The 13,249-nt window shown below is 71.2% G+C and carries 11 protein-coding genes; 9 read left to right on the top strand and 2 right to left on the bottom strand.

Annotated features, from left to right (window positions below):
* Window positions 1-98 precede the first annotated feature (98 nt).
* The 4 genes from IE273_RS01590 to holA all read left to right on the top strand — a co-directional run bounded on the left by IE273_RS01590 (window position 99) and on the right by holA (window position 3,593).
* Window positions 99-935: an arylamine N-acetyltransferase family protein gene (locus tag IE273_RS01590; protein WP_189813299.1), complete on the top strand. Its 837-nt coding sequence runs from the start codon at window positions 99-101 to the stop codon at window positions 933-935.
* Between the two features lie 125 nt (window positions 936-1,060).
* On the top strand, window positions 1,061-1,942 hold the full coding sequence (locus tag IE273_RS01585; RefSeq protein WP_189813298.1) for a YceI family protein: 882 nt from the start codon (window positions 1,061-1,063) through the stop codon (window positions 1,940-1,942).
* 292 nt (window positions 1,943-2,234) lie between these two features.
* On the top strand, window positions 2,235-2,480 hold the full coding sequence (locus IE273_RS01580; protein ID WP_189813297.1) for a hypothetical protein: 246 nt from the start codon (window positions 2,235-2,237) through the stop codon (window positions 2,478-2,480).
* Between the two features lie 123 nt (window positions 2,481-2,603).
* Window positions 2,604-3,593 (top strand): DNA polymerase III subunit delta, encoded by a 990-nt coding sequence (holA, locus tag IE273_RS01575; protein WP_189813296.1) that lies wholly within the window; start codon window positions 2,604-2,606, stop codon window positions 3,591-3,593.
* A gap of 343 nt (window positions 3,594-3,936) precedes the next feature.
* On the opposite strand, the gene rpsT is transcribed toward holA, so the two are convergent.
* A complete protein-coding gene (gene rpsT / locus IE273_RS01570) occupies window positions 3,937-4,203 on the bottom strand; it encodes a 30S ribosomal protein S20 (RefSeq protein ID WP_189813295.1) in 267 nt (88 codons plus the stop codon).
* A gap of 225 nt (window positions 4,204-4,428) precedes the next feature.
* Between rpsT and lepA the strand changes: the two genes are divergently transcribed.
* The 5 genes from lepA (at window position 4,429) to IE273_RS01545 (ending at window position 12,424) form a co-directional block, all read left to right on the top strand.
* Window positions 4,429-6,303 (top strand): translation elongation factor 4, encoded by a 1,875-nt coding sequence (lepA, locus tag IE273_RS01565; RefSeq protein ID WP_189813294.1) that lies wholly within the window; start codon window positions 4,429-4,431, stop codon window positions 6,301-6,303.
* 286 nt (window positions 6,304-6,589) lie between these two features.
* A complete protein-coding gene (locus IE273_RS01560; protein ID WP_189813293.1) occupies window positions 6,590-8,464 on the top strand; it encodes an AMP-dependent synthetase/ligase in 1,875 nt (624 codons plus the stop codon).
* A gap of 201 nt (window positions 8,465-8,665) precedes the next feature.
* Entirely contained in the window at window positions 8,666-10,486 is a 1,821-nt protein-coding gene (locus IE273_RS01555) for a SpoIIE family protein phosphatase (RefSeq protein WP_229887057.1), read from the top strand.
* Window positions 10,487-10,513: 27 nt separating this feature from the next.
* Window positions 10,514-11,746: a radical SAM family heme chaperone HemW gene (gene hemW / locus IE273_RS01550; protein ID WP_189813292.1), complete on the top strand. Its 1,233-nt coding sequence runs from the start codon at window positions 10,514-10,516 to the stop codon at window positions 11,744-11,746.
* 99 nt (window positions 11,747-11,845) lie between these two features.
* Window positions 11,846-12,424 (top strand): Uma2 family endonuclease, encoded by a 579-nt coding sequence (locus IE273_RS01545; protein WP_189813291.1) that lies wholly within the window; start codon window positions 11,846-11,848, stop codon window positions 12,422-12,424.
* On the opposite strand, the gene IE273_RS01540 is transcribed toward IE273_RS01545, so the two are convergent.
* The gene (locus IE273_RS01540; RefSeq protein ID WP_189813290.1) at window positions 12,402-13,217 is read right to left on the bottom strand and encodes a DUF3097 domain-containing protein; all 816 of its coding nucleotides are present in this window, start codon (window positions 13,215-13,217) and stop codon (window positions 12,402-12,404) included. The genes IE273_RS01545 and IE273_RS01540 overlap by 23 nt on opposite strands.
* Window positions 13,218-13,249 lie beyond the last annotated feature (32 nt).

The following is a 13,249-nucleotide window of genomic DNA, read 5'->3' as shown; positions in this document are numbered from 1 at the left end:
CACGAGAAGGGGCTGGCCCCGGGAGAAGAGACAGAAGGGGGAGAAGGGGGAGGTGGCCGGCCCGGTGAGGGCGGGGAAGGCTGGAGCAGACTGGGCCCATGACCTCGGTACAGATCGACGCCTATCTCCGCCGGCTCGGCCTCGCGCGCCCACCGCGGCCCACCAGCGAGGCGCTGCGCGAGTTGCACCTGCGCCATCTGCGGACCGTTCCCTTCGAGAACCTGTCGGTCCACCTCGGACAGGAGATCACCCTGGAGGAGAAGCGGCTGCTGGACAAGGTGACGGAGGCCCGGCGGGGCGGCTTCTGCTACGAACTGAACGGCGCGTTCGGGACGTTGCTCACCTCCCTCGGTTACGAGGTCGAACTGCTCGCGGGACGCGTGTACGGCGACGAGGGGCGGCTCGGGATCCCGTACGACCACCTGGCGCTGCGGGTGCGGACGGCGGACGGGGACACCTGGCTCGCCGACGTCGGGTTCGGGGCGCACAGCCACGGTCCGCTCGCCTACGCGGAACGCGGGGAGCAGGACGACCCCGGTGGCGGGTTCCGGGTGGTGGAGGCGGGGCCGGACCCGGCCGGGGTGCGTGGTGGGGCCGCGCCGGGCACCGGAGACCTGGACGTCGTGCGGGACGGCAAGCCGCAGTACCGGCTGGAGACCCGCCCCAGGGCGCTCGGGGACTTCGTGGCCGGCGCCTGGTGGCACAGCACGTCGCCGCGGTCGCACTTCACCCGGTCGCTGGTCTGTTCCCGGCTCACGGAGGACGGAGGGAGGATCACGCTCAGCGGGCGCAGGCTGAGGACGACCACCGTGGACGGCACGCAGGAGACGCGGGAGCTGGAGACGGACGAGGAGGTGCTGACGGTCTACCGGGAGCGCTTCGGCATCGAGTTGAGCTGTGTGCCGACGGCGCGCGACTTCGGCCTGAAGGGCTGATTCCGCTCAGTTCCGGCGCATATGCTGCATTCCCGTGATGTGGGCCGTGTTGCCTCGAAAGCCGCATCAGTGATCGAATGGATCTTCGGCAACAGATGATGTCGAGGCGTACAGGGGTGTCGTAGATGTTCGGCCGCTGGCTGGGTAACCGGACGAACCGGATGCAACGGACGAGTCCCCTGGCGGCGGTCCGGACACCGCCGGACGCCGGAGTGCTCAGCTGCCGGGTGGTCGACCCGGTCAACGAGCCGGTCGGAGGGGCCGAGTTGGCGGTCAGCGATCCCATGGGCCGCAGGGTGGTGACCGGTGGTACGGACCCCTACGGTTCGTTCCTGGCCACGGTGCCGGCGGGGGAGTACCGGCTGGCGGTGTCGGCGGAGGGCTACGCGCCGTACCGGGCCATCGCGCTGGTCGGCGAGAACTCCCTCGCCTCGCTGGGCGATGTGACCTTGCAGGTGGCCCATCCGCCGGAGCCGCCGGCGCCGGGTGACTGGGAGATCGAGCCCGTGCACTCCTCGATCGGCTTCACCGCCCGGCATATCGGGCTGGCCCGGATCCACGGGCGGTTCAACTCGTTCGCCGGGGTGGTGCGGATCGCCGAGCGGGTGGAGCGGTCGGCGATGCACGTCGTGATCGACGCGGCGTCCATCGACACGGGGGTCCGGATGCGCGACGACCATCTGCGATCGGGGGACTTCCTGGACGTGCGGCGGTTCCCCACGCTGGAGTTCTACGGTGACCGGTTCGTGCACAAGGGCGGCAGCCGGTGGGCGGTCACGGGGGCGCTGTCGCTGCACGGTGTGACCCGCACGGTCACGCTCGACACCGCGTACCTCGGGCTCGGCAACGGCATGGAGGGCGAGGTGCGGGCCGCCTGCCGGGCCACCACCGAGCTGCACCGGGACGACTTCACGGTCAGCTGGCAGTCCATGCTGGCCAGGGGCATCGCGGTGGTCGGACCGAGCATCCGGGTCGACCTCGACGTGCAGATCGTCCCGAAGGGCTGAGGTGCGGAGCTGGCCGTGTGGCTGACATGCGGACCGGGCCGAGGAGCCGAGGTGCGGCGGGCCGAGGAGCCGAGGTGCGGGGCGGTCCGAAGGGCTGACCTATGGAGCGGGCCGAAGGACTGGCGTTCGGAACGTGCCGAAGGGCTGACATGCGGAGCGGCCCGAAGGGCTGGCGTTCGGAACGTGCCGAGGGGCCGAGGCGTGGAACGTGCTGCCGAAGCCTCGTCGTACGTCTCGCTCCCCGGGACTGACCTGCTCCTTCGCCTCACCCCCGGTGCCGGAGAATGGCCCCGTGAGTGATGTGAGACATGTGCTGGTGCTGCCCGATCGCGACGCCGCCGAGGAGGCGGCCGAGGCGCTCGGGGAGCGGTTCGGGATCGACGAGGAGCCCCGGCTGGTCCGGGACGCCCTGGCCGGCGAGGACGACGCCGAGGACGCCCAGTGGCTGGTGGTGCTGCGGGACGAGAGCGAGCGGCTCGACCCCGCCGAGCTGGACGCGTTCGCGGGGGAGTGGGACGGCTGGCGCGAGGAGCCGTGACCCCGAGCCCGGCGCGGCGCTCGCGTCGGGGCCGGTCCCCGAGCCGCACTCAGGGTCGGCTCCGGGACCGGTCAGGGTGCCGGGAGCGCTTCGGTGTCAGTGCCGCGTGGGATGCTGTAAGCGATGGCCAGGAAGACTGCGAATGACGACCCTCTCGCCCCGGTGACCCTCGCCGTGGGCCAGGAGGACCTCCTGCTCGACCGTGCCGTGCAGGAGGTGGTGGCCGCCGCCAAGGCCGCCGACGCCGACACGGACGTACGTGACCTGACCCCGGACCAGCTGCAGCCCGGCACACTCGCCGAGCTGACCAGCCCGTCGCTCTTCGCCGAGCGCAAGGTCGTGGTCGTACGCAACGCGCAGGACCTGTCCGCCGACACGGTCAAGGACGTGAAGGCGTACCTCGGTTCGCCCGCCGAGGAGATCACACTGGTGCTGCTGCACGCCGGCGGCGCCAAGGGCAAAGGGCTGCTGGACGCCGCGCGCAAGGCGGGGGCGCGGGAGGTGGCCTGCCCGAAGATGACCAAGCCTGCGGACCGGCTGACCTTCGTGCGGGGGGAGTTCCGTTCGTCCGGACGGTCGGCCACGCCCGAGGCGTGCCAGACGCTCTGCGACGCCATCGGGAGCGATCTGCGGGAGCTGGCCTCGGCGGTCTCGCAGTTGGTCGCCGACGTGGAAGGGACGATCGACGAGGCGGTCGTCAGGCGGTACTACACCGGGCGTGCCGAGGCGTCCAGCTTCACGGTCGCCGACCGGGCCGTGGAGGGCCGGACGGCGGAGGCGCTGGAGGCGCTCAGATGGTCGCTGGCGACGGGCGTGGCGCCGGTGGTGATCACCAGTGCGCTGGCGCAGGGCGTGCGGGCGATCGGGAAGCTGTCCTCGGCCCGGGGCGGCCGGCCGGCCGATCTGGCGCGCGAGCTGGGCATGCCGCCGTGGAAGATCGACCGGGTACGGCAGCAGATGCGGGGCTGGACGCCGGACGGGGTCGCGGTGGCGCTCAGGGCGGTCGCCGAGGCGGACGCCGGCGTGAAGGGAGGCGGGGACGATCCCGAGTACGCGTTGGAGAAGGCGGTCGTGACGATCGCCCGCGCAGCCCGCTCCCGCGGACGCGGATAGACACCGCCGGGACCGAGCCCGGGAAGAGAAGAGGGGCGCGGGGAGGGGCAGCCAGCCCTTGGGCTGCCCCCTGAACGCCCCGGGCGCCGAACGCCCTGAACACCCGAACGACCCGAACGCCCAGGGTCGACTCGCCCCCCGCGACAAGAAGCCAACTCCCAGGCAAGCGAGAACCCCGGCCCCAGCCCTGGGGAAGGGCGAGGGGACCGGGGTCCTCGGTACAAGCTGGTGAGCCCGTTCCCGCGTGGCGAACGCAGGCCGCGAACAGGCTCGGGGTGCCGGACGGGAGCGGATGAGAGAGGGCCCGCTCTGGGTCCCTCCGGCGGTCAGATCAGAAAGGGGTTCAGCCCTTGATGGACGCGACCTTGGAAGCAAGCGCCGACTTCTTGTTGGCGGCCTGGTTCTTGTGGATGACGCCCTTCGAGACGGCCTTGTCGAGCGCACGCGCGGCAGCGCGCTGCAGCTCGGTGGCCTTCTCGGTGTCACCCGCGGCAGCGGCCTCACGGGCCTTGCGGATCGCGGTCTTCAGGGAGGACTTGACGGCCTTGTTGCGCAGCCGAGCCTTCTCGTTGGTCTTGATCCGCTTGATCTGGGACTTGATGTTCGCCACGAAGGAGCCTTTTCAGGTTCAGGCGCGGGGCCGCGGGGGTCCCGTGCCGGTGATCCAAAATTACCTGTCGTGCCTCGCGCTGAGAGGGCATGAGGCACAGCCATCTACAGTACCAGTGGCCCTCCGGACGGCCCAAAACGGCCCCCGGTCCCTCCGCGTGGGACCATGGAGACTACGTAACGATCCGACCCGAGGCATAAGGCGCCTCAAGAGACAGGACCCTGCGTGCCCGCGACCCCTAACCATGTGCCCGAGCCGAGCCGTACCGCCCCGGCTCTGATCCGCAATTTCTGCATCATCGCGCACATCGACCACGGCAAGTCCACTCTCGCCGACCGGATGCTCCAGCTGACCGGTGTGGTCGAGCAGCGGCAGATGCGTGCTCAGTACCTCGACCGGATGGACATCGAGCGCGAGCGCGGCATCACGATCAAGTCCCAGGCGGTGCGTCTGCCCTGGGCCCCGACCGAGGGCCCCGACCAGGGAACGACCCACATCCTCAACATGATCGACACCCCGGGGCACGTCGACTTCACCTACGAGGTCTCGCGGTCGCTCGCCGCCTGCGAGGGGACCATCCTCCTCGTCGACGCCGCCCAGGGCATCGAGGCGCAGACCCTCGCCAACCTGTACCTGGCGATGGAGAACGACCTCACGATCATCCCGGTGCTGAACAAGATCGACCTGCCGGCCGCCCAGCCGGAGAAGTTCGCCGAGGAGCTGGCGAACCTGGTCGGCTGTGACCCGGAGGACGTGCTCAAGGTCTCCGCGAAGACCGGGCTCGGCGTGGACGCGCTGCTGAACAAGGTCGTCAAGGAGATCCCGGCGCCGGTCGGGGTCGCCGACGCGCCCGCCCGCGCGATGATCTTCGACTCGGTCTACGACTCCTACCGGGGTGTCGTGACGTACGTCCGTGTCATCGACGGCCAGCTCAACAAGCGCGAGCGCATCAGGATGATGTCGACCGGCGCCACGCACGAGCTGCTGGAGATCGGCGTCAACTCGCCGGAGATGCTGCCGGCGGACGGCCTGGGCGTGGGTGAGGTGGGTTACCTCATCACCGGCGTGAAGGACGTCCGGCAGTCCAAGGTCGGTGACACCGTCACCAGCCAGCACAAGGGTGCGACGGAGGCGCTCGGCGGTTACAAGGACCCGAAGCCGATGGTCTTCTCGGGTCTGTATCCGCTGGACGGCTCCGACTACCCGGAGCTGCGCGAGGCGCTGGACAAGCTCCAGCTCAACGACGCGGCGCTGGTCTACGAGCCGGAGACCTCCGCCGCCCTCGGCTTCGGTTTCCGCGTCGGCTTCCTCGGCCTGCTGCACCTGGACGTGATCCGGGAGCGGCTGGAGCGGGAGTTCGGCCTCGACCTGATCGCCACCGCCCCCAACGTGGTCTACCGCGTGATCATGGAGGACGGCACCGAGGCCACCGTCACCAACCCGAGCGAGTTCCCCGAGGGGAAGATCGCCGAGGTGTACGAGCCGGTCGTGCGGGCGACGATCCTGGCGCCCACCGAGTTCATCGGTGCGATCATGGAGCTGTGCCAGACCAGGCGCGGCACGCTGCTTGGCATGGACTACCTCTCCGAGGACCGGGTCGAGATCCGCTACACGCTCCCGCTCGCGGAGATCGTCTTCGACTTCTTCGACCAGCTGAAGTCCAAGACGCGCGGGTACGCCTCGCTGGACTACGAGCCCACGGGCGAGCAGTCGAGCAGCCTCGTCAAGGTCGACATCCTGCTGCACGGCGACAAGGTGGACGCGTTCTCGGCGATCACCCACAAGGACCAGGCGTACGCGTACGGCGTGCGGCTCGTCGCCAAGCTCAAGGAACTGATCCCGCGGCAGAACTTCGAGGTGCCGGTGCAGGCCGCCATCGGCTCCCGGGTGATCGCCCGCGAGACCATCCGCGCCATCCGCAAGGACGTCCTCGCCAAGTGCTACGGCGGTGACATCTCCCGTAAGCGGAAGCTGCTGGAGAAGCAGAAGGAAGGCAAGAAGCGGATGAAGATGGTGGGTTCCGTGGAAGTTCCGCAGGAGGCCTTCATCGCCGTGCTGTCCAGCGATGACAGTGCGGGGTCGGCCAAGGGCAAGAAGTAGCCAGAGGTAACAACTGGTGACGCCCGTAAACCGGGCATGTGGGGCCCGTCGTGCGAAAGTGCGGCGGGCCCCTACGCGTGCGTACCGTCGCTCTGAGTGGAAAGTGACAGGCCGAGGCCCCTTACGCGGCGGGCGGTCGCCCCTTACCCTGATCCCTGCTCGATAGTTACTCGTGAGTTAAACAAGCCCGGAACCCCCATCGTGAGTTAACCCAGCCGCACCGAGTCACGTGAGTCAACCCAGCCGCACCGAGTCAGCCGCACCGTCGCGGGCCCCGGAGGATGTCGTGAGCGACACACAGACCCTGATCGAGAACCGTCCGCCGTCCGTGGCGGCCCTCTTCCTGGAGCGCGTGGCGGCGACACCCGACGCCGAGGCCTACCGCTACCCCGTCCCGCCGTCCGCCGGGCAGGGCCCCGACGACTGGCAGTCGCTCAGCTGGGCGCAGGCGGCCGACCGGGTGTACGCGATCGCGGCCGGGCTCATCGACCTGGGCGTCGAGCCCGAGCAGCGGGTGGCGCTCGCCTCCTCCACCCGCGTCGAGTGGATCCTCGCCGACCTCGGCATCATGTGCGCCGGCGGTGCCACCACCACCGTCTATCCGCAGACCAACGGCGACGAGTCCGCGTTCATCCTCTCCGACTCCCAGAGCCGGGTGCTGATCGCCGAGGACGCGGCCCAGCTCGCCAAGGCCGTCGAGAAGCGCGCCGAGCTGCCGGACCTGACGAAGGTCGTCGTCATCGACGCGGCCGGCGTGGAGACGGACGACTGGGTGATCACCCTCGCCGATCTGGAGCAGCGCGGCGCCGCCTATCTGGAGCAGCACCCCCAGTTGATCAAGGAGCGGGTCGGCGCGATCACCAAGGACCAGCTCGCCACCCTCATCTACACCTCCGGCACCACCGGCCGCCCCAAGGGCGTGCGGCTGCCGCACGACAACTGGGCCTACATGGCGAAGGCCATCGCCGCGACCGGCCTGGTGACCATGGACGACGTGCAGTACCTGTGGCTGCCGCTCGCGCACGTCTTCGGCAAGGTGCTCACCTCCGGACAGATCGAGGTCGGCCACGTCACCGCCGTGGACGGCCGGGTCGACAAGATCATCGAGAACCTGCCGGTGGTGCGGCCGACGTACATGGCGGCCGTGCCGCGCATCTTCGAGAAGGTCTACAACGGCGTCGCGGCCAAGGCCCGCGAGGGCGGCGCGGCCAAGTACAAGATCTTCCAGTGGGCGGCCGAGGTCGCCCGCGAGTACGCCAAGGCCAGCCAGGACAACTTCCGGCGCACCGGCACCGCCTCCGTGCCGTTCGGGCTCGCCGCCAAGCACAAGGTCGCCGACGGCCTCGTCTACGGCAAGCTCCGCGAGGCCTTCGGCGGCCGGCTGCGGGCCTGTGTCTCCGGCGCCTCCGCGCTCTCCCCGGAGATCGGCTACTTCTTCGCCGGCGCCGGCATCCACATCCTGGAGGGCTACGGCCTCACCGAGACCTCCGCGGCCTCCTTCGTCAACCCCGGCGAGGCCTACCGCACGGGCACGGTCGGCAAGCCGCTGCCCGGCACCGAGGTCCGCATCGCCGACGACGGCGAGATCCTGCTGCGCGGCCCCGGCGTCATGGAGGGCTACCACAAGTTGCCCGAGAAGACCGCCGAGGTGCTGGAGTCCGACGGCTGGTTCCACACCGGGGACATCGGCGAGCTGTCGCCCGACGGCTACCTGCGCATCACCGACCGCAAGAAGGACCTCATCAAGACGTCCGGCGGCAAGTACGTCGCCCCGGCGGAGGTGGAGGGGCAGTTCAAGGCGGTGTGCCCGTACGTCTCCAACATCCTCGTGCACGGCGCCGACCGGAACTACTGCACCGCCCTCATCGCCCTGGACGAGATCGCGATCCAGGAGTGGGCGAAGGAGAACGGGCTGGAGGGGAAGTCGTACGCCGAGGTCGTCGCCGCGCCGCAGACGGTGGAGATGGTCGACGGGTACGTGCGGGAGCTCAACGCCGGCCTCCAGCGCTGGCAGACCATCAAGAAGTTCCGCCTGCTGCCGCGGGACCTCGATGTGGAGCACGGGGAGATCACGCCGAGCCTGAAGCTGAAGCGACCGGTGGTGGAGCGGGAGTACAAGCACCTCATCGACGACATGTACGCGGGGGCCAAGGAGGCGTAGCGCGGTCCCGGAGGGGTGGCTCGGGACTGCCCGCGGCCGCGAGTGCGGCGTGGTGGTTCGCGCCCACGGGCGGAGCCGCACAGACACGCGGTCCCGCGCACCTTTTCATGCTCGCCCGCGCCCGAAACGTACCGTCTTCTGGCCACTTCCGTGACTCAGTGCTTATGGGCGCCCCCCGTCTGTCACCCTGACCGCATGGATATGGCGGCCATACCCACGCAACGGGAGAGCGGCGTCCAGCCCGGTGAGACGCGGGGGCGGGCCACGCTGCCCGGGAGCCCCCTCGCTCCGGGCTCGGCCCGCGCGCTCGTGCGGGCCGCGCTGGACGGGATGCCCGGGGTCTGCGCTCGGCTCGCCGACGACGCCATGGCCGTCGTCAGCGAGCTGGTCACCAACGCCGTCGTGCACGCCGGCACCGAGGTGCAGGTCGAGTGGCAGCTGGAGGACACCGGCGCGCTCGTCGTCGAGGTGCGCGACCAGCACCCGTCCCGCGCCCCGCGGGACGCCACGAGCGGCGAGGGGCCGTACGACACCCCCGAGTACGGGCACGGCCTGCGCCTCGTCGCCACGCTCGCCGAGTCCTGGGGCGTGACCTACCGCACCGGCGCCAAGACCGTCTGGGCGCGCCTGCCACCGGGCGGCAGCGAGGCCCTGGACGGACCCGGCCCCGACCCCGCCCTGGAGGTCGCCGAGGACCTCGCCCCGCAGCCGCACCGCGCCGACGGCGACCGGGACTGGCTCGGCCGGGGCGCCCTGTCCTTCCTCGCCGAGGCCTCCGACCTGCTCGCCGGACAACTGGACGAGAACCTGGTCGCCGCGCTCACCGGCCAGCTGATCGTGCCCCGGCTCGCCGACTGGTGCGCGGTCTGGCTGGAGGACGAGGCGACCGTCCGCGGCGGTGCCGGCGGCGGACCCGCCCGGGTCTGGCACGCCAGCGAGGCCCGCATCGAGGAGCTGCGGTGCGCCCTGGAGAAGGAGCCGCCGTGCCCGCCGGGCGGGCTGCGCTCCGGCCCCGACCCCTACCCCTGGCCCGGCCACGCGCTCGGCCCGCAGGGCGCCGACGGGACGGCGCTGTCGTACCGGCTCATCGCGGGCGGCCGGCCGCTCGGCACGCTGGTCATCGGCCGGTGCGGGCCGACGGGCTTCCCGGACGAGATCACCGGGCTGGTGGAGGACCTCAGCCGCAGGGTGGCCCTGGCCATCGGCGCGGCCCGCCAGTACGCCCGCCAGGCCACCATCAGCGCCGTCCTCCAGCGCGGCCTGCTGCCCGGCGCCGTCGCCGAGATCCCCGGCGTGCGCAGCGCGCTGGTCTACGAGCCCTGTGACAAGGGCGGCCCCAGCGGCGACTTCTACGACCTGTTCCCGGCGGGCGACGGCCGCTGGTGCTTCGCGGTCGGCGACGTCCAGGGCAAGGGCCCGGAGGCCGCCGTGGTGATCGGCCTCGCCCGCCCCTGGCTGCGCCTGCTGGCCCGTGAGGGCTACCGGGTCGCGGACGTCCTGGACCGCCTCAACCAGCTCCTCCTGGACGACGCCACCGAGGCCGCCGACGCCGCCGCCCGCGCCCTGGTCGCCGTCGGCGGACGGCCGCTGGCCACCGGTGAGGGCCCGCAGACCCGCTTCCTCTCCCTCCTCTACGGCGAGCTGACCCCGTACGACGGCGGGGTCCGCTGCACCCTCGCCTCCGCCGGCCATCCGCTGCCGCTCGTCCTCAGCCCCGACGGCACCGTGCGCACCGCCGCCCGCCCGCAGACCCTGCTCGGTGTGGTCGAGGACGAGACCTACACCAGCGAGACCCTGGACCTGCGCCCCGGCGACAGCCTGCTGTGCGTCACCGACGGCGTGACCGAGCGGCGCTCCGGCACCCGCCAGTTCGACGACGGCGACGGCCTCGCCCGCGCCCTGTCCGGCTGCGCCGGGCTCGGTGCCGAGCTCATCGCTGAAAGGATCCGCCGCCTGGTCCACGACTTCGGCGGCGGCCTGCCCGAGGACGACCTGGCCCTGCTGGTGCTCCAGGCGGAGTAACGTCCGCGGTGCTGGACAATGGAAGGCATGCCTTCCGCACTCCCCGACGGCGAGCCCGTCCCCGCCGACGGCGCGCTGCCCGCGCACGCGCTCGCCGGGGCCGCCGCCCGCCCGCTCGGTTTCTACCTGCACGTCCCGTACTGCGCGACCCGCTGCGGCTACTGCGACTTCAACACCTACACCGCGACCGAGCTGCGCGGCACGGGCGGGGTGCTGGCCTCCCGCGACAACTACGCGGACACGCTGACCGACGAGATCCGGCTGGCCCGGAAGGTGCTGGGCGACGACCCGCGCGAGGTCCGTACGGTCTTCGTCGGCGGCGGTACGCCGACGCTGCTGGCCGCCGACGATCTCGTACGGATGCTGGGGGCCATCCGGGACGAGTTCGGGCTGGCACCGGACGCGGAGATCACGACGGAGGCGAACCCGGAGTCCGTCGACCCCGCGTACCTCGCCACCCTCCGCGAGGGCGGCTTCAACCGGATCTCCTTCGGCATGCAGAGCGCGAAGCGGCACGTGCTGCGCGTGCTCGACCGGACGCACACCCCGGGCCGTCCGGAGGCGTGCGTGGCGGAGGCCAGGGCGGCGGGCTTCGAGCACGTGAACCTCGACCTGATCTACGGCACGCCGGGGGAGAGCGACGACGACTGGCGGGCGTCCCTGGAGGCCGCCCTGGGCGCCGGACCCGACCACATCAGCGCCTACGCGCTCATCGTGGAGGAGGGCACCCAGCTCGCCCGCCGCATCCGCCGGGGCGAGATCCCGATGACCGACGACGACGTCCACGCCGACCGGTACCTGATCGCCGAGGAGATGCTCGGCCAGGCGGGCTTCGACTGGTACGAGGTCTCCAACTGGGCCACCTCCGAGGCGGGCCGCTGCCTGCACAACGAGCTGTACTGGCGGGGCGCCGACTGGTGGGGCGCGGGACCCGGGGCCCACTCGCACGTGGGCGGGGTGCGCTGGTGGAACGTCAAGCACCCGGGCGCGTACGCGGCGGCGCTGGCGTCGGGCAGGTCGCCGGGCGCGGGCCGGGAGCTGCTGTCCGACGAGGACCGGCGCGTGGAGCGCGTCCTCCTGGAACTGCGGCTGCGGGAAGGGGTCCCGCTGTCCCTGCTGAAGGAGGAGGGGCTCGCGGCGTCCCGGCGCGCCCTGGCGGACGGGCTTCTCCAGGAGGGGCCGTACCAGGAGGGGCGGGCCGCGCTGACCCTGCGGGGGCGGCTGCTGGCGGACGCGGTGGTGCGGGACCTGGTGGACTGATCACCCCGGCGGGTGAATCCCCCCGGAACGCCGGTTCGGTCCCTAACCTGGTTCCTGGGCTGCCGTCGACAGGACGCGGCGGATGTGGAGGCCACGGAGATGACCGCTGTGGACGAGCGTGGAATGGCCAAGTACCTCGACGAGTTCGAGCCTCCCGAGGGTGTCAAGGCTGAGCTTCTCCGAGGAGTCATCGTGATGAGGGCCGGCTCTGATCTGGTGCACAACCTGATCGTGCTGCACACGCAGCGGCAGATGCCCCTTGAGCGGTGGTACCCCCTTCAGACACAGGACGTCGACATCGCCGGTGAATCCAGCGAGCCGGTGCCGGACCTCGTGGTTCTCTCGCCCGAAGTGCTGCCCGGCTCCGGGCGGCTGTTGCCCAGCCGACTGATCACCATGGTGCTGGAGGTCGTCTCCAAGTACAGCGTCCACCAGGATTACGTGGTCAAGCGCTCGATCTACGCCGCGGGGAAGATCCCCGCGTACCTCATCGTCGACCCGATCATGGCCCACTGCGTTCTGCTGACGAAGCCGGCGGGCCAGGGGGAGGACGCCGACTATCTCAGCCAGGAGATCGTCAAGTTCGGGGATCCGGTCCCGTTGGACGCTCTCGGGCTCGAACTCGACACCGGCGAGTTCGGAACGTTGCCCGACATCAGGCCCCACCGCTACCCGTGACGAAGTCGATCAGCTCCTCCACGCGCCCCAGCAGCTCCGGCTCCAGGTCCTTGTAGGACCCCACCCGCTTCAGGATCGCCTGCCACACCGCGCCGGTGTTCTCCGACGGCCAGCCGAGCGCCCGGCACACGCCCGTCTTCCAGTCCTGGCCCTTCGGCACCGCCGGCCACGCCTCGATGCCCAGCGACGCCGGCTTCACCGCCTGCCAGACGTCGATGAACGGGTGGCCGACGACCAGCGCGTACTCGCTCGTCACCGACTCCGCGATCCGCCACTCCTTCGTCCCCGGCACCAGATGGTCCACCAGGACGCCCAGCCGCGCGTCCGGGCCCGGGGCGAAGGACTCCACGATCGACGGGAGGTCGTCCACGCCCTCCAGGTACTCCACGACCACGCCCTCGATCCGCAGGTCGTCGCCCCACACCTTCTCGACCAGCTCGGCGTCGTGCCGGCCCTCCACGTAGATGCGTCCGGCGCGGGCCACGCGCGCGCGTGCCTGGGGGACGGCGACCGAGCCGGACGCCGTGCGGGTGGGACGTACCGGGGCCGAGGGGGCGGGGCGGACGAGCGTCACCACGCGGCCCTCCAGCAGGAAGCCGCGCGGCTCCAGCGGGAACACCCGGTGCTTGCCGAAGCGGTCCTCCAGGGTCACCGTGCCCGCCTCGCAGCGGATCACCGCGCCGCAGAACCCGGTGCCGGGCTCCTCCACCACCAGACCGGGCTCGGCCGGGACCTCGGGGACGGACTTCTGCTTCTTCCAGGGTGGGGTCAGGTCGGCAGAGTACTGGCGCATTCGGATGACGATAGGAGAAGCCGTGCGCCGAG

Origin of the sequence: Streptomyces olivaceoviridis, assembly GCF_014650115.1 — a bacterium.
Taxonomy (GTDB): Bacteria; Actinomycetota; Actinomycetes; order Streptomycetales; family Streptomycetaceae; genus Streptomyces; species Streptomyces olivaceoviridis.
Note: the sequence above shows the minus strand (reverse complement) of the source record. Positions and strands in the feature narration are given on the sequence as shown.

What these genes read in the sequence shown, in the direction of transcription:
- IE273_RS01590 (WP_189813299.1), top strand. Translation starts at nt 99, where the DNA reads ATGACCTCGGTACAGATCGACGCCTATCTCCGCCGGCTCGGCCTCGCG.
- IE273_RS01585 (WP_189813298.1), top strand. Translation starts at nt 1,061, where the DNA reads ATGTTCGGCCGCTGGCTGGGTAACCGGACGAACCGGATGCAACGGACG.
- holA (WP_189813296.1), top strand. Translation starts at nt 2,604, where the DNA reads ATGGCCAGGAAGACTGCGAATGACGACCCTCTCGCCCCGGTGACCCTC.
- IE273_RS01555 (WP_229887057.1), top strand. Translation starts at nt 8,666, where the DNA reads ATGGCGGCCATACCCACGCAACGGGAGAGCGGCGTCCAGCCCGGTGAG.
- hemW (WP_189813292.1), top strand. Translation starts at nt 10,514, where the DNA reads ATGCCTTCCGCACTCCCCGACGGCGAGCCCGTCCCCGCCGACGGCGCG.
- IE273_RS01545 (WP_189813291.1), top strand. Translation starts at nt 11,846, where the DNA reads ATGACCGCTGTGGACGAGCGTGGAATGGCCAAGTACCTCGACGAGTTC.
- IE273_RS01540 (WP_189813290.1), bottom strand. Translation starts at nt 13,217, where the DNA reads ATGCGCCAGTACTCTGCCGACCTGACCCCACCCTGGAAGAAGCAGAAG.